Raw genomic sequence first — 15,727 nt, 5'->3', positions numbered from 1 at the left:
TCAGCGCAGCGAGAGCTCGGGCTGGACCAGACCGCCGTCGAGGGCGGCAAGATCGTCGGGGACGACGTCGGGGAAGACCTGCAGGCCTTCGAGGACGGACAGGCGGTCGCCCACCTCGCGCATGATGGTCGAGATCGGGACGTCGAGGGCCTCGGCGACCGCGGCGAGGATCTCGCTCGACGCCTCCTTCTGACCGCGCTCGACCTCGCTGAGGTAGCCCAGGGCGACGCTCGCGCGCCCGGCGACCTGACGGAGGGTGCGCCCCTTCTGCAGACGGAAGTCGCGCAGGACTTCGCCGATCTCCTGACGAACCAGGATCATGTTCGGGCCCCCTCCTCTACTCGTGTTCCCTCGCCGGTTTCGGTACCCGGGTGGACAACAGTACCCGACTTGCTGGCCACGATAGCCCTCACGTGCTGGGTAATGGTTGGGAATCGCTCAGACGTAACCGGCGCGACACGAACGGTATTCCCCGCGACATCGCCCGCGCGCGGGCGGGCGCGTCAGAGCGCGTCGAGCACCAGTCGGATGGCGCGCGCCGCGGTCTCGGCACGGATGCCGTCCCGGTCGCCGTCGAGCTGCACCGACTCGACCCGCGAGCCCAGGGGCGTCGCGACGGCGATGTGCACGGTTCCCACCGGCTGCCCGTCGGACGAGACCGGGCCGGCGATGCCGGTGGTCGCGATGCCGACGTCGGCCGGAACACCGTCGCGTCCGAGGGCGCGGCGGGCCCCCTCGGCCATCTGGCTCGCGACCCGCGGGTGGACGGGCCCGTGCGCGTCGAGGAGGTGCTGCTCCACCCCGAGCAGGCTCGCCTTGACGTCGGTCGCGTAGGCGACCACCGCGCCGCGGAAGACCCGCGACGCGCCCGACACCGAGACGATGGAGGCGGCGACGAGACCGCCCGTGAGCGACTCCGCGGCGGCGATGGTCCAGCCCAGCTCCCCCAATCGGGCCACGAGGCGCTCGGGGTCGGTGCGGCGACCGACCGAGACGAGGGTGCTCTCGAGGTCGTCGGCGAGGCCGGTCTCGCCGGACGCGGGGGTGGGCGACGCGGTCATCGCCGGGGCTCCCCGGATCCGGCCGCCCGCGACGCGCGCGCGCCGCGCACCTCGGTCACGACGTAGTCGAGACCGCTCGCGACGGTGAGGACGACCGCGATGACCATGGCGATCGTGTTGACCACGTGGATCCCGTCGCCGACGAGGGTCCACAGCGGCAGCAGCGCGAGCGAGAGCGCGACGGCCTGGGCCACCGTCTTGAGCTTGCCCATCCACGCGGCGGCCACGACGTGGTCGCTCGCGACGACGAGGCGATGCACCGTGATGCCCACCTCGCGCACCAGCACGAGGATCGTGACCCACCAGGGCAGCTCGCCCAGGAGGGAGAGGCCGACGAACGCACAGCCGGTGAGCGCCTTGTCGGCGATGGGATCGAGGAGCTTGCCCAGGTCGGTGACGATCTCGTACCGGCGGGCGAGGTAGCCGTCGATGCCGTCGGTCGCGATGGCCACGATGAACAGCGCGCCCGCCCACCAGCGCAGGGCCCCGTCGGCGCCCTGGTCGGCGAGGAGCATCCAGAGGAAGACCGGTGCGCACAGGATGCGCACGATCGTGATCGCGTTCGGGAGCTGCCGGGGAATCGCCACGAGCCGAGCCTACCCGCGGGCTCGCCGCGTCGCCGCGCTCAATCGCGGCCGGTCAGACCCCAAGTATCCTCGGAGCCCTCGTCGCCGTCCACGACCTCGAGGCCCTCGAACTGCGAGGTCACGGCATCCGGACCGTACGGGTCGGTCGCCGCCGCCGCCGCCGGCGGATCATCGCCGCGGAGGCGCGCGAGCACCTCGGGGAGCTGGTCCGGTGTGACGAGGACGTCGCGGGCCTTCGAGCCCTCCGAGGGGCCGACGATCTCGCGGGACTCCAGGAGGTCCATCAGTCGTCCGGCCTTGGCGAAGCCGACGCGGAGCTTGCGCTGCAGCATCGACGTCGACCCGAACTGCGTCGAGATGATCTGCTCGGCCGCCGCCAGCAGCAGGTCGAGGTCGTCCCCGATGTCGGCGTCGATCTCCTTCTTCTCGGCGACCGCCTGCACGTCGGCGCGATAGTCGGGTCGCGCCTGGTTCTTGACGTGGGTGACGACCTTCTCGATCTCGCTCTCGGCGACCCACGCCCCCTGCACGCGGATGGCCTTCGAGGCGCCCATCGGGAGGAACAGGCCGTCGCCCTGGCCGATCAGGCGGTCGGCGCCGGGCTGGTCGAGGATGACGCGGGAGTCGGTGACGCTCGTGACGGCGAACGCGAGCCGCGACGGGACGTTCGCCTTGATGAGACCGGTCACGACGTCGACGGAGGGGCGCTGCGTGGCGAGCACGAGGTGGATGCCGCTCGCGCGAGCGAGCTGGGTGATGCGCACGATCGAGTCCTCGACGTCGCGAGGGGCCACCATCATGAGGTCGGCGAGCTCGTCGACGACGACCAGCAGGTAGGGGTAGGGCTTGAGCACGCGCTCGCTGCCGACGGGGAGGTTGATCTCGCCCGCGACCACGGCCCGGTTGAAGTCGTCGATGTGACGGAAGCCGAACGACGCGAGGTCGTCGTAGCGCATGTCCATCTCCTTCACGACCCACTGGAGCGCCTCGGCGGCCTTCTTCGGGTTCGTGATGATGGGCGTGATGAGGTGCGGCACCCCGGCGTAGCTCGTGAGCTCGACGCGCTTGGGGTCGATCAGCACCATCCGCACCTCGGAGGGCTTGGCGCGCATGAGGAGGCTCGTGATCATCGAGTTCACGAAGCTCGACTTGCCCGAGCCTGTGGAACCGGCCACGAGCAGGTGGGGCATCTTCGCGAGGTTCGCGACGACGTACCCGCCGCCGACGTCCTTGCCGACGCCGATCGTCATCGGATGGGTCTGGCCCGTGGAGGCCGGGGAGCGCAGCACGTCGCCGAGGGTGACGATCTCACGGTCGGTGTTGGGGATCTCCACGCCGATCGCGCTCTTGCCCGGGATGGGCGCGAGGATGCGGACCTCGTTGGAGGCGACGGCGTAGGCGATGTTGTTGGTCAGCGCCGTGATGCGCTCGACCTTGACGCCCGGGCCGAGGGAGATCTCGTACTGGGTGACCGTCGGTCCGCGCGAGAAGCCCGTGACGCGGGCGTCCACGCCGAACTGCTCGAACACGCCCATGATCGCCGCGACGACGCGGTCGTTCGCCTCGGAACGCGCCTTCGGCGGCGTTCCCTGCGCCAGCGCCGCCACCGAGGGCAGCACGTAGGGCGCCTGCGGCGGGCGACCGTCGTGGTCGTCGCCGAGGGCGGAGATGCCGGGCAGCGTGCCGTCGTCGAGGATGATCTCGCCGCTGTCCTCCCGGATGCCGGTGTCGGCACGGCGGGCGGCCTTCTTCGCGTTCGCGATCACCGAGGGGTCGATGATCTCGGTGGGCGCGTCGGCAAGGGGCAGCGGCGGGACGGGCGGCACCGCGACCGCCTGCTCGAAGCCGCCGTCGCCGGTGGTGTCCAGAAGGGCCGTCAGGTCGTCGGAGCCCAGATGACCGTCGACGTCCTCCTCGCGTCCCGACTTGTTGCGGCGCCACCAGGGCAGCTCCTTCTGCGCGGCGTCCTCGCCCTCGGCGAAGGCGACGGTCGGCGCGGTCTCGCCCGCGGGTGCCGACTCCGGCCGTTCCGCGCCGAACATCCACGCGTACAGGTCGCCGAGACGCCGCCCGATCCGGTTCGGCGGGGTCTTGGTGATGATGAGCACGCTGAAGAAGGTGACGACGGCGAGCACCAGATAGGCGCCGATCTCCGTCAGCAGCGTGAGCGGCTCGCCCACGGTCCACCCGAACAGGCCACCCGCGGTGCTGAGCGCGGGAAGTCCCTCGCGCGGCTGCGGACGCCCCCCGGCGACGTGGCAGAAACCCGCGATCGCCAGGACGAACAGGCCGAACCCGATGCCGATGCGACCGTTGTCGTGCACCGACGGCGGATGCCGGAAGAGCCACCCGGCCAGCAGCATCAGCAGCACGGGCATGATGAACGCGACGCGCCCGATGAGCGCGCCGACGGTGAACGCGCTGATGGTCGTGCCGACGTCGGTCCCGATGAGGAACCACTCGACCACGGCACCGGCCGTCGCCAGCAGCACGAGCAGGAACGGGAAGCCGTCGCGACGCTGGTCCTTTTCGAGCGTCTCCTGGCCGAACGCCCGGAACATTCCGCCGACGGCATGGGCGACGCCGAGCCACGCGCGCACGGCGACGGGCGGGTGCTCCTCCTCGTCGACGTACTTCTTGGGTGCCGGCGCGGGCTTGCGGGCACGCGACGAGGAGCCCTTCGCGGACGCGCGGGCGTTCGTGGGCGTGCTCGTGGATCGTGCCATTACTCCACGGTAGGCCGCGGGGACCCCGGATCGCCGGATTGACGCGGCCCGAGCCCGCATCCGGCGCCGCCTTCCGGATCGCGCCGGCCTCGCCGGCCCCGCCGGGGATCAGCGCAGGCGCTTGACCATCGTGTCGCGACCGTGGCCGGCCTGCGTGACGGCGAAGCCCTCGCTGCGGTAGAGCGACTGGGCGTAGTTGCCCCGCTCGACCGACAGGCTGATCCGGCCGTAGCCCTGCGCCCGGGCGTGCTCGCAGAGCCGCTGGAGCAGGGCCCGGCCGACGCCGTGGGCTCGCCAGATCGGACGCACGCCGATGATGAGCTCGGGCACGCCCGTGCCGATGTAGCCGAAGCCGGGGTCGGTGCGCGGCAGCATCCGGTACCAGGCCGCTCCGAGCGGATCGTCCTGCGCGTCGACGGCGATGAAGCCGGCATCGCCGGGCCGCATCCAGCCCGAGATGTAGCGGGTGTGGTCCGGATGCGTCAGCACCTCGTGCCGCGGACGCGCTCCGCCCTGCCGCCAGTTCGCCGCCTCGACGACCATGTCGCCGAGGAACGCGCCATCGGCCTGCGTCGCAGGGCGCACACGGAAGCTGACGGGCATGGAGCCGATGCTAGCGCCCCGCCGCGACCGCTCAGGCCTCGATGACGAGCGGCACGATCATCGGCCGCCGGCGCAGACGCTGGTTGACCCAGCGGCCGATCGTGCGGCGGACGACCTGCGACAGCGCGTGGGCGTCCCGCACGCCCGACTGCGCCGCCTCCGTGAGCGCGGCGGCGATCTTCGGCTTGACGTCGTCGAAGACGCTGTCGTCCTCGGCGAAGCCGCGGGCGTGGATCTCGGGGCCCGTGATGATCCGTCCGGTCGCGGCGTCCACGACGACGATGACCGAGATGAAGCCCTCCTCGCCGAGGATGCGGCGGTCCTTCAGGTCCGCATCCGTGATCTCGCCGACGGTCGAGCCGTCGACGTAGACGAAGCCGAGGTCGAGCTGGCCGACGACGCGGGCGACGCCGCCCTTGAGGTCGACCACCGTGCCGTTCTCCGCGATGATCGTGTTCTCCGCGGGGATGCCGGTGTCCTGCGCGAGCTTCGCGTTCGCGATGAGGTGCCGGTACTCGCCGTGCACCGGCATGACGTTGCGCGGCTGCAGGATGTTGTAGCAGTAGAGCAGCTCGCCGGCGGCGGCGTGGCCCGAGACGTGCACCTTGGCGTTGCCCTTGTGCACGACGTTCGCGCCGAGCTTGGTGAGGCCGTCGATCACGCGGTACACCGCGTTCTCATTGCCCGGGATGAGGCTCGAGGCGAGGATCACGGTGTCGCCCGGACCGGGCTCGATCGCGTGGTCGAGGTTGGCCATGCGGCTGAGCACGGCCATCGGCTCGCCCTGCGACCCCGTCGACATGTAGACGATCTTGTCGTCCGGCAGGTCCTGCGCCTTCTTGTAGTCGATGAGCACGCCGTCGGGCACGTGCAGATAGCCGAGGTCCTCGGCGATGGTCATGTTGCGCACCATCGAGCGGCCGAGGAACGCGAGCCGGCGCCCGTTGGCGGCGGCCGCGTCGATGACCTGCTGCACACGGTGGACGTGACTGGAGAAGCTCGCGACGATGACGCGACGGGGAGCCTTGGCGATGACCTGGTCGAGCACCGGGCCGATGTCGCGCTCGAGCGGCGTGAAGCCGGGGACGTCGGCGTTGGTCGAGTCGACGAGGAACAGGTCCACGCCGTCCTCGCCGAGGCTGGCGAAGGCGCGGAGGTCGGTGAGGCGGCCGTCCAGCGGCAGCTGGTCCATCTTGAAGTCGCCCGTGGCGAGCACCGTGCCGGCATCCGTGTGGATCGCGACGGCGAGCGCGTCGGGGATCGAGTGGTTGACCGCGACGAACTCGAGATCGAACGGGCCGACCTGCTCCTCCTGCCCCTCCTCGACCGTGAGGGTGTACGCCTTGATGCGATGCTCCTTGAGCTTCGCCTCCACGAGCGCGAGGGTCAGCTTCGAGCCGATGAGGGGGATGTCGCTCTTCAGGCGCAGCAGGTAGGGCACCGCGCCGATGTGGTCCTCGTGGCCGTGCGTGAGCACGACGCCCACGACGTCGTCGAGCCGGTCCTTGATGGGCTCGAAGTCGGGGAGGATGAGGTCGACCCCGGGCTGGTGCTCCTCGGGGAAGAGCACCCCGCAGTCGACCACGAGGAGCTTGCCCTCGTACTCGAAGACCGTCATGTTGCGACCGATCTCGCCGAGCCCGCCGAGCGGGATCACGCGGAGGGTCTGAGGGGCGAGCGCGGGGGGCTCGGAGAACGTCGTGGGCATCGTCTGCCTTTCGTGGATGCCGCGGCATCCACCGGTATCGCGGTCGCTCAGCGGGTGGTGCCGTGGACCTTGGGGAGCGCGCCGCCGGCGGCGGCGTTGCGGTCGGGTCGGAAGTTGGAGAAGTCTGCACCGTCGACGCCCGTGACGAGCGCGAGCTCGTCCTCGATGAGGGCGGCCTCCCACTCTTCGGGTCCGACGAGCGGCAGACGCACGCGCGGGCTGGAGATGCGGCCCAGTCCGTGCAGGATGTACTTCGCGCTCACCGTGCCGGGGACGTGGGTCATGACGGCGCGGACGAGCGGTTCGAGCTGCTGGTGGGCGGCCGTGGCGGTGGCCAGGTCGCCGCGGTTCACGGCATCCACGATGACGCGGTAGGGCGTCGCGGTGATGTTCGCCGTCACGCCGATCAGACCCGCGGCGCCGATCGACAGGTGCGGGAGCACATTGGCGTCGTCGCCGGAGAAGTACATGAGATCGGTCTGGTTGAGCACCCGGCTGACCTCGCTGAAGTCGCCCTTGGCGTCCTTCACGGCGAGGATGTTCGGATGGTTGGCCAGCCGCAGGATGGTCTCGTACTTGATCGGCACCCCGGTGCGGCCGGGGATGTCGTAGAGGATGACCGGGAGGTCGGTCGCATCGGCGACGAGGCGGAAGTGCGTCAGGATGCCGGCCTGCGTCGGCTTGTTGTAGTACGGCGTGACGATCATGATGCCGTCGGCGCCGGCCTTCTCGCTCGCCTTGTAGAGCTCGATGGCGTGCGCCGTCTCGTTCGAGCCGCCGCCGGTGATGATCTTGGCGCGGCCGGCGGAGACCGACTTGCCGACCTCGACGAGCGTGAGCTTCTCGGGGTCGGTGAGCGTGCTCGTCTCCCCCGTCGTGCCGGTGACGACGATGCCGTCGGCGCCGGCGGTGATGACGTCGTCGATGTGCTTCTCGACGGCGGGCCAGTCGACTTCACCGTCGGCCGTCATCGGGGTGACGAGCGCGACGAGGACCTGTCCGAAGGGATTGCCCGAGTGCGTCATGCCTCCAGGCTAGCGGCTCGCGGGGCGGAGGTCGGAGCGGGCCGTCACCGCCCGGTCGCGGCGAGTCGCGCCGCCCAGGGCGCGGGCAGCGCGCGTGCGAGGCCGACGAGCACCTTGTAGCGCAGCGAGGGGATGGACACCGCCGTGCCGCGTGCCGCGTCGCGCAGCCCCTCACGGACGACGTCGGCGACCTCCAGCCACATCGCGGCGGGGATGCCCTCCTCCCCCGGGGGCAGTCCCAGACGGGCGTGGAAGTCGGTGTGGGTGAAGCCCGGGCAGACGGCCGTGACCGTCACGCCGCGCGGCCGGTAGACCGCGTTCGCCCAGCGGCTGAACGAGATCACCCACGCCTTGACGGCGCCGTAGGTTCCGCGCGGCAGGAAGCCCGCGACGGAGGCGACGTTGATGACGCGGCCGCTCCCCCGTTCGAGCATCCCGCCGAGTGCCGCGTGGCTCAGGCGCATCGTCGCCCGCACGTGCAGGTCGAGGTGACGCTGCTCGTCGGCGATGTCGTTCGCGGCGAAGTCGAGGTCGAGACCGAAGCCCGCGTTGTTGACGAGGATCTCGATCGGATGCCGGCGGTCGGCGACGCGCTCGGCCACCGCGGCCAGTCCCTCGTCGGCGACGAGGTCGGCGGCGAGCACCTCGACGCCGACGCCCGTGTCGGCGCGCAATCGCGCGGCCAGGGCCTCCAGTGCGGCGCGATCGCGCGCGACGAGCACCAGATCGGCTCCGCGGGCGGCGAGCTGACGCGCGAACTCGGCGCCGAGACCCGAGCTCGCCCCCGTGATCAGTGCTGTCCTGGGCATGGGGCCACGCTAGTGCCGATCGGGAGGATCAGGGACGGATCAGCGTCAGGAAGCGGTAGGGGACGCCGGTCCGCGACACCGTCCAGCCCTCGGCGGGGTCGATGCGCGCGACGCTCCAGCCCGCGCGGACCGGAGCGAAGGTGTCGCCGTCCACCTCGAGGTCGAGCTCGGTCACCTCGAGCACGTCCGCGCGCGCGATCGCCTCCGCGAACAGTCCCGCGCCGCCGATGACCCACACCTCGGGCTCCGGCGCCGCCAGCGCCAGGGCGTCGTCCAGCGAGGAGGCCCGCTCGGCGCCCTCGTCGGCCCAGCCGGGATCGCGGCTGACCACGATGTTGCGCCGCCCCGGGAGCGGCCGGAAGCGCGGCGGGAACGACTCCCAGGTGCGCCGGCCCATGATCACGGGAGCGCCCGTCGTCACGGCGCGGAAGTGCGCGAGGTCCTCGGGCACGTGCCACGGCATCCCGCCGTCCTTGCCGATGACGCCGCCGCGCGCCTCGGCCCAGATCAGCCCCAGTCGCGTCATACGGCCACGGCCGCGCGGATCGCGGGGTGGTGCCGGTAGTCCTCGACGACGACGTCCTCGTACGTGTAGTCGAAGATCGACGCCGGGGTGCGGGCGAACGACAGCCGCGGGTACGGATACGGATCGCGGGAGAGCTGCTCGCGCACCTGCTCGACATGGTTGTCGTAGATGTGGCAGTCGCCCCCGGTCCAGACGAAATCACCCGGCTCGAGCCCCGTCTGCTGCGCGATCATCAGCGTCAGCAGCGCGTAGGACGCGATGTTGAACGGCACCCCGAGGAACATGTCGGCGCTGCGCTGGTACAGCTGGCACGACAGCTTGCCGTCCGCCACGTAGAACTGGAAGAGCGCATGGCAGGGAGCCAGCGCCATCTGCGGGATGTCCGCCGGGTTCCACGCCGACACGATGAGCCGCCGCGAGTCGGGGTTGCTGCGGATCTGCTCGATGACCTGCGAGATCTGATCGATCTGACCACCCGACGGCGTGGGCCAGGAGCGCCACTGGACGCCGTAGACCGGACCGAGCTCGCCGTCGGCATCCGCCCACTCGTCCCAGATGCTCACGCCGTGCTCCTGGAGCCATGCGACGTTCGACTCGCCGCGCAGGAACCACAGCAGCTCGTAGACGATCGACTTCAGGTGCACGCGCTTGGTCGTGATGAGCGGGAAGCCCTGCGCGAGGTCGAACCGGATCTGCCGACCGAAGACGCTCGTGGTCCCCGTTCCGGTGCGGTCGTCCTTGTGCACGCCGTGGGCGAGCACGTCGCGCAGGAGATCCTCGTACGGGGTGGGGATGGATGCCGCGGTCACGCCAGTCAGACTACCGGCGTGCGCGGACATCGGCTCTGTTACGCACGGCCCGTCATCTGCCCGCGCACCGCGCCTCGAAGCCCGAAGCGGCGGTATCGTGGCAGATTGTGACCATCGTCGATGCCGTGCTCCTGCTCACGGCGCTTCTCGCCGTCACCGTCGGCGTCGGCCTCTTCCTCCGCTGGAAGCAGAGCCGTCCTCGCCGGCAGAACCCCGACGAGGTCGTCGAGCCGCAGCGGCTCGGGGCCCCGGCGCTCGGCGAGCGGGCGACGCTCCTGCAGTTCAGCACCGAGATGTGCTCCCGCTGCCCGGGCGTGCACCGCGTGCTGGGATCGATCGCCGACGCGCACGACGGCGTCCTCCACCTCGACGTCGACCTCACGCACCGCCCCGACATCGCGAAGCACTTCCACGTGCTGCAGACGCCGACGACGCTCATCCTGGATCGGCACGGCGTCGTCCAGACGCGCTTCGGCGGCACGCCCAACCGCAATGCGATCGAGCTCGAGCTCGATCGCGTCACCGCGGCCGCCGCCGTCTGACCGGGCGCTCCACGCGTCCCCCCGTTCCGTCGCGGGGCGGGCGCGTCTAGGCTCGGGAACGAATCCCCACGACATCGAGGAGCAGTCATGAGCGTCACGAGCGAAGCGTCCACGAGCTGGAAGGGATCCCTCACCGACGGATCCGGAGAGATCGCCTTCGAGAGCTCCAATCAAGGGCCGTTCGCGGTCGACTGGAAGGCCCGCAGCGAGGGCTCCGCGTCGGTCACGACGCCCGAGGAGCTGCTGGCCGCGGCCCATTCCTCCTGCTTCAGCATGGCCCTCTCCCACGCCCTGACCGGCAACGGCACCCCGCCCGAGAGCATCGAGACGACGGCATCCGTCACGTTCATCCCCGGCACCGGCATCACGGGATCGCACCTCAACGTCAATGCGGTCGTGCCCGGGCTGTCGGCCGAGGAGTTCGCGCGCATCGCCGGCGAGGCGAAGTCGGGCTGCCCCGTGTCGGCGGCGTTGACCGGCATCGAGATCACGCTCGAGGCCACGCTTGCCTGACACCGCCGCCGAGGGCCGCGTCGTCATCGCCGGCGCCTCCGGCCTCATCGGACGAGCGCTGTTGGACTCGCTGCGCGCCGACGGCATCCCGGTGACCCGCCTCGTCCGTCGCGAGAGCACGGCCGGCGACGAGGTCACCTGGGACCCCGGCCGCACGCCCCTGCCCCCGGCGGTGCTCGCCGGCGCGCGGGCGGTCGTCGGCCTCAACGGCGCCACCCTGGGACGCTTCCCGTGGACGCGCCGCTACAAGCACGACCTGGTGTGGTCGCGGATCGCGCCGACCCAGGCGCTCGCCGCGGCCGTGCGCAGCCTCGGCGACGACGCACCGGCCTTCGTCTCGTCGTCCGCGGTGGGCTATTACCCCTCCGTCCCCGGCGCGACCCTCACCGAGTCCTCGCCGCGCGGCGAGTCCTTCCTCGCCGACCTCTGCGGCGAATGGGAGACGGCGGCGCTGCGCGGGGCGGGCGACCGGGCTCGCGTCGCGACCCTGCGCACGGCCCCCGTCGTGCACGCCGACGGCGTGCTCAAGCCGCTGCTGCTGCTCACGAGACTCGGGCTCTCCGGCCCCCTCGGACGCGGCACCCAGGTGTGGCCGTGGATCTCGCTGGACGACGAGGTGCGGGCCATCCGCCACATCATCGACACCGGCACGACCGGACCGGTCAACCTCACGGGGCCCCAGCGCGCGACGGCGAACGATCTCGGCTTCGCCCTCGCACGCCGGATGAACCGGCCCTACCTCCTGCGGGTGCCCGAATGGGCGCTCACGCTCGTGCTCGGGCGCGACGCCGCGGAGGGCTTGCTGACGTGCGACATGCACGTCGTGCCGGAGGTGCTCACGGCATCCGGATTCACGTTCTCCCACCCCACGGTGGAGGATGCCGTGGCCGCCGCCGTCCCCGCGTGATCAGCCCGTCGGCGGGTTCTTCTCGATCGTGATCGCCCGGCGGATCGCCTCGCGGGCGCGCCGGCGGTCGCCGGCGCCGTCATAGGCCAGGCCGAGGCGGAACCACGCGCGCCAGTCGTCGGGGTGGCGCTCGACATCCGCGCGGTAGACGGGGAAGACCGCGTCGGCCTGTTCCCGGTCGGGGCGGCCGCTCACGCGGACGTCGAGCTCCTCCGCCGGCAGCGCCCGCTCGGCCTCGAGGCGCTTCGCGAGCCGCTCGGCCGCACGGCCGAAGGCCAGCTCGCGCCACAGGGCCCACGCCGCGATGACCGGCAGCACCACGAGGGCGATCCCCATCGCGATGCCGATCGGCTCGCCCGAGACCAGCAGCAGCCACGCGCGCTGTGCGACGAGCACGATGTAGAGCGCCAGCAGCACCGCCATCACGGCGACGCCGATGCGGGCGTTCATGCTCCGGTGACGCGGGCGACCTGGCCGGGGACCGCGCCCTCGTCGACGCGAGCCTCCGCCGTCTCCGCGTCGCGGCGGGAACCGAGCCCGAGATCGATGAGCGCGTCGAGGCCGATGGTCACCCCCCGCGCATCGCGGGCGGCGACGAGGGCGACGCGGATGCCGGGGGCATACGCCTGGGCCGGGTCGACCGTGTCGTGCACGATCGACAGGGACTCGCCCGGACCCGACAGGATCGTCTCCTGCTTCGCGATGACGCCGGGCCGTCGCAGTGAGTGGATCGGCACGCTCGCCACCTGCTGGCCGCGGGCGCGCTGATCGACGTGCGGCGAGGCGACGGGACCGACCGCCGAGCGCGCATCGGCGATGAGCTCGGCCGTGCGCACGGCGGTGCCGCTCGGCGAGTCCACCTTGGTCTCGCGGTGGGTCTCGACGATCTCGATCGAGGGGAACAGCGGTGCGGCGGCCGCGGCGATGGCCGTCGCGACGACGGAGCCGAGCGAGAAGTTCGGGATGAAGACGGCGCCGGTGCCGGCCGCCTCGACGAGCGGGCGCACGAGCGCGATCCGCTCGGTCGACCACCCGGAGGTTCCGACGAGCACGTTCCGGCCCCGCTCGATCGCGGCGCGCACGACGTCGATCGAGACGCCGGGCGTGGAGGCGTCGACGACGAGGTCGGCGGCGTCGATCTCGGCGAGGTCGCTCGACGAGCCGAGCACGGCGACCGTCTCGAAGTCGTCCATCTCGTCGATCACGCCGGCGATGATCGCACCGAGCTTGCCGGTGCCGCCCACGAGGGCCACTCTCGTCGTCATGGCTCCAGCCTAGGGCGTGGACCCGACACGGTTACGCTCGAGGGATGGTCCGTCTCGAGCCGCTCACCGCCGACGATCCCCGTTCGCGTGCCCTCCTGGAGGAGTACTTCCGGATGCGCGCGGCGGCCTTCCCGCAGGGACAGGCCTACCAGCCGGTGTTTCCCGCGACATCCGTGTTCACTCCCCCGGCCGGCGTGTTCCTGGTCGTCGTGGACGACGACGGCGCCGACGCGACGGACGCGGGCTGCGGCGGCATCCGTCGGATCGATGACGGACCGGCGGGACCGCGCTACGAGGTGAAGCACCTCTACCTCCAGCCGCGCACGCGCGGCCGGGGATGGGGACGGCTGCTGCTGGAGGCGCTCGAGGAGCGGGCGCGCGGGTTCGGCGCCGCGGAGCTGGTGCTCGACACGCACCACACCCTCGACGCGGCCGGTGCGCTCTACGCCCGCTCCGGTTTCACCGCCGTCGAGCCCTACAACGACAACCCCAACGCGACGGTGTGGTTGCGCAAGGCGCTGTGAATCACGGCGGCGCCGTCGGGTGACGACCGTCGGAGATCCTCGCGGTCGGGGCCGCACAGCCCCCGCGATCACGGCACGTGGAGGGTCTCGGCGACAGCGAATCCGACGTTGCGCACGCCGACACTCCCGCACGCCGGAGCTCAGACGGGCGGGACCTCGGGCAGGCCCGTGCGCAGCTCCATCGGCAGGTGCGCCAGATCGTTGTGCGTCACGAGCGCCCACGGCCGCCCCTTGCGCTGGGCGAGCACCGTGAGGCCGCAGTGGGCCTGGTTGATCGTCATCCAGCGCCAGTCCGGCGCGTCGAGCACCTCCCGGACGAACCAGGCGATCACGGAGTTGTGGGTGATGAGCAGCTCGTGCGCGGCGGGCTTGCGCACGAGGAACTCCGCGACCGCGTCGCCCATCTGCGCGCGCCCCGCGTCGATCTCCGCCTCGGTGTACGAACCGAAGAACGGCTCGTAGATCGACGGCGTCTCGGGGAGCATGCCGGTCGGGATGCAGTCGAACAGCAGCGCCGACGGCTCGGGCGTCACCGACGGCAGACGGCCCGCGACCGCGCGGGCGGTCTCGGCGGCGCGCTCGAGGGGAGAGTGCCACACGGCATCCAGCGGAACGCCGGACAGCCGGTCGGCCAGCAGCTCCGCCTGGCGGCGACCGCGCGGCGACAGCGGACCGTCTTCGAGCCCGTGCTCCGCGTCGAGATGCTCTCCGTGTCGCACGAGGTACAGGTAATGCGTCACGTCAATACTCGTCTCGCCTGGGGGTGGGGCTCTTCCACCCTACGTCAGGCCGACGCGGCCCGACCGGGTCTTGACAGCGCCGCGCGCCGCCGCCCCGACTACTGGATCGCGCGGGCGATCTCCGCCAGATGCGCCCGGCTCAGACGCGCTCCCACGCCCTGCACGAGCTCCTCCACATGACCGACGGCGAAGACGTTGACGATGGGTGCGACGACGGCGCGCTGCGCGAGCAGCCACGCGATCGCGACCGCGGAGGGCGGGATCGCCAGCTCGGCGCCGATCCGATCCAGCGCGCGGAGGGTGCGGGACCCCCGCCTGTTCATCGACGCCGCCAGCTGGATGCCGCGCACGGAGTACGCGACGTTGGCGCGGTCGCGGTGCACTCCGGCGAGGTAGCCGTGCTCGAGCGCCTGCGACGGCGTGACCGCGATGCCCTGCGCCCCCGCGACCAGGCGCAGATCGCCGTCGAACTCGCTCTGGCGGAGGATGTTGTAGGGCACGTCGAGCACCGTGAACCGCGGGTATCCCGCCGAGGCGAGGATGCGGGCCTCGACGAGCTGCGCCGCCGAGTGACCGAACGCGCCGACGGCGCGCACCTTCCCCGACTCGATGAGCCACTCGACGGTCGCCAGGGTGTCCTCGAGCGTCGTCGCGTCGTCGGAGGTCGCGTCGAGGTACAGCAGGTCGATCCGGTCCGTCTGCAGCCGCGTGAGGGAGGCCTCCACGGCGCGGATCAGGTTGACCGGTCCGAGGCCGGGGTTGTCGGGGTTGGATCCGATCCGCACGGCCAGCACCATGTCGTCACGGATGCCGCGGCGACCCAGCCACTGGCCGACGATGTGCTCGCTGCGCCCGGCGGCGTACCCGTCGGAGGTGTGCACGGCGTTGCCGCCCCACTCGCGGTACGCGTCGAGGATGCCGTGGGCCGCGGAGAGGTCGACGTGCCAGCCGAACTCGGCCGCGCCGAGCATGATGGGGAAGACGTCGAGCCCGGACTCGCCGAGCCCGGTGCGGATGACGGATCCCACGGGAGCCCCCTGGACGGGAATGGGCGCGGAGGGGTGCGGCGCCGCGACGACGCGCGACCCGGCCGCCGTGGCGCCGATGCCGAAGTAACCCATCCGTTCACCCCCTCACGCTGCCGCCGCTGCGGCCCCGTGTGTCTCGATACCCACCCCCCGATGTGTAGTTCCGAGGGTAGGCCAGCCCCGCACCCGCGCTGCGCATCGCGCCGAACGAACGGTAAACATTCCATAACGCTTCCGTCACGACGCCGTCGCGGGGCACCGGATGTCCGCCATTCGGTGGACATCCGGTGAACGAACGGATGCCCGCCCCTCCGAGACGGGAGGAAGCGGGCATCCGTGTCCTTGGGCGGCGCG

At 71.6% G+C, this 15,727-nt stretch carries 18 protein-coding genes; 4 read left to right on the top strand and 14 right to left on the bottom strand.

Features of this window, described 5'->3' with window-relative positions; genetic code table 11:
- The 10 genes from L0965_RS15030 to L0965_RS14985 all read right to left on the bottom strand — a co-directional run bounded on the left by L0965_RS15030 (window position 1) and on the right by L0965_RS14985 (window position 9,884).
- A complete protein-coding gene (locus L0965_RS15030) occupies window positions 1–321 on the bottom strand; it encodes a helix-turn-helix domain-containing protein (RefSeq protein WP_060959482.1) in 321 nt (106 codons plus the stop codon).
- A 182-nt stretch (window positions 322–503) separates the two neighbouring features.
- Complete coding sequence (locus L0965_RS15025) at window positions 504–1,061, bottom strand: CinA family protein (RefSeq protein ID WP_101306573.1); 558 nt, start codon at window positions 1,059–1,061, stop codon at window positions 504–506.
- Window positions 1,058–1,648: a CDP-diacylglycerol--glycerol-3-phosphate 3-phosphatidyltransferase gene (gene pgsA, locus L0965_RS15020; protein WP_060959480.1), complete on the bottom strand. Its 591-nt coding sequence runs from the start codon at window positions 1,646–1,648 to the stop codon at window positions 1,058–1,060. Before pgsA ends, L0965_RS15025 begins: the two co-directional genes overlap by 4 nt.
- Window positions 1,649–1,686: 38 nt before the next feature.
- Window positions 1,687–4,374 (bottom strand): DNA translocase FtsK, encoded by a 2,688-nt coding sequence (locus tag L0965_RS15015; RefSeq protein ID WP_234057998.1) that lies wholly within the window; start codon window positions 4,372–4,374, stop codon window positions 1,687–1,689.
- 108 nt (window positions 4,375–4,482) lie between these two features.
- The gene (locus tag L0965_RS15010; RefSeq protein ID WP_060959478.1) at window positions 4,483–4,977 is read right to left on the bottom strand and encodes a GNAT family N-acetyltransferase; all 495 of its coding nucleotides are present in this window, start codon (window positions 4,975–4,977) and stop codon (window positions 4,483–4,485) included.
- Between the two features lie 31 nt (window positions 4,978–5,008).
- Window positions 5,009–6,685 (bottom strand): ribonuclease J, encoded by a 1,677-nt coding sequence (locus tag L0965_RS15005; protein ID WP_060959477.1) that lies wholly within the window; start codon window positions 6,683–6,685, stop codon window positions 5,009–5,011.
- 47 nt (window positions 6,686–6,732) lie between these two features.
- On the bottom strand, window positions 6,733–7,710 hold the full coding sequence (gene dapA / locus L0965_RS15000; RefSeq protein ID WP_060959476.1) for a 4-hydroxy-tetrahydrodipicolinate synthase: 978 nt from the start codon (window positions 7,708–7,710) through the stop codon (window positions 6,733–6,735).
- Window positions 7,711–7,754: 44 nt separating this feature from the next.
- Window positions 7,755–8,519 carry an SDR family oxidoreductase gene (locus L0965_RS14995; protein WP_101306575.1) on the bottom strand — a complete coding sequence of 255 codons (765 nt, stop codon included), beginning with the start codon at window positions 8,517–8,519 and terminating at the stop codon, window positions 7,755–7,757.
- Between the two features lie 28 nt (window positions 8,520–8,547).
- A complete protein-coding gene (locus L0965_RS14990; protein ID WP_101306576.1) occupies window positions 8,548–9,045 on the bottom strand; it encodes a dihydrofolate reductase in 498 nt (165 codons plus the stop codon).
- The gene (locus tag L0965_RS14985; protein ID WP_157831622.1) at window positions 9,042–9,884 is read right to left on the bottom strand and encodes a thymidylate synthase; all 843 of its coding nucleotides are present in this window, start codon (window positions 9,882–9,884) and stop codon (window positions 9,042–9,044) included. The genes L0965_RS14990 and L0965_RS14985 overlap by 4 nt, the downstream gene beginning before the upstream one ends.
- A gap of 77 nt (window positions 9,885–9,961) precedes the next feature.
- On the opposite strand from L0965_RS14985, the gene L0965_RS14980 reads away from it, so the two are divergent.
- The 3 genes from L0965_RS14980 to L0965_RS14970 all read left to right on the top strand — a co-directional run bounded on the left by L0965_RS14980 (window position 9,962) and on the right by L0965_RS14970 (window position 11,816).
- A complete protein-coding gene (locus L0965_RS14980; RefSeq protein ID WP_060959472.1) occupies window positions 9,962–10,396 on the top strand; it encodes a thioredoxin family protein in 435 nt (144 codons plus the stop codon).
- An 87-nt stretch (window positions 10,397–10,483) separates the two neighbouring features.
- A complete protein-coding gene (locus L0965_RS14975; RefSeq protein ID WP_101306577.1) occupies window positions 10,484–10,909 on the top strand; it encodes an OsmC family peroxiredoxin in 426 nt (141 codons plus the stop codon).
- Window positions 10,902–11,816: a TIGR01777 family oxidoreductase gene (locus tag L0965_RS14970; protein ID WP_101306578.1), complete on the top strand. Its 915-nt coding sequence runs from the start codon at window positions 10,902–10,904 to the stop codon at window positions 11,814–11,816. Before L0965_RS14975 ends, L0965_RS14970 begins: the two co-directional genes overlap by 8 nt.
- Here the strand turns inward: L0965_RS14970 and L0965_RS14965 are convergent, their stop codons facing one another.
- Complete coding sequence (locus L0965_RS14965; RefSeq protein ID WP_101306579.1) at window positions 11,817–12,266, bottom strand: hypothetical protein; 450 nt, start codon at window positions 12,264–12,266, stop codon at window positions 11,817–11,819.
- Complete coding sequence (gene dapB / locus L0965_RS14960) at window positions 12,263–13,081, bottom strand: 4-hydroxy-tetrahydrodipicolinate reductase (RefSeq protein WP_101306580.1); 819 nt, start codon at window positions 13,079–13,081, stop codon at window positions 12,263–12,265. The genes L0965_RS14965 and dapB overlap by 4 nt, the downstream gene beginning before the upstream one ends.
- A 44-nt stretch (window positions 13,082–13,125) precedes the next feature.
- Here dapB and L0965_RS14955 point away from each other — a divergent pair, with 44 nt between their 5' ends.
- Window positions 13,126–13,605, top strand: a complete 480-nt coding sequence (locus L0965_RS14955) for a GNAT family N-acetyltransferase (protein ID WP_101306581.1) — start codon at window positions 13,126–13,128, stop codon at window positions 13,603–13,605.
- A gap of 140 nt (window positions 13,606–13,745) precedes the next feature.
- Here the strand turns inward: L0965_RS14955 and L0965_RS14950 are convergent, their stop codons facing one another.
- Both L0965_RS14950 and L0965_RS14945 read right to left on the bottom strand, forming a co-directional pair.
- On the bottom strand, window positions 13,746–14,345 hold the full coding sequence (locus L0965_RS14950) for a histidine phosphatase family protein (protein WP_060959466.1): 600 nt from the start codon (window positions 14,343–14,345) through the stop codon (window positions 13,746–13,748).
- A gap of 98 nt (window positions 14,346–14,443) precedes the next feature.
- Window positions 14,444–15,466 (bottom strand): aldo/keto reductase, encoded by a 1,023-nt coding sequence (locus L0965_RS14945; RefSeq protein ID WP_060959465.1) that lies wholly within the window; start codon window positions 15,464–15,466, stop codon window positions 14,444–14,446.
- Window positions 15,467–15,727 lie beyond the last annotated feature (261 nt).

Source organism: Microbacterium sp. NFH-22A-Y (assembly GCF_021401375.1).
Taxonomy (GTDB): domain Bacteria; phylum Actinomycetota; class Actinomycetes; order Actinomycetales; family Microbacteriaceae; genus Microbacterium; species Microbacterium hominis.
Note: the sequence above shows the minus strand (reverse complement) of the source record. Positions and strands in the feature narration are given on the sequence as shown.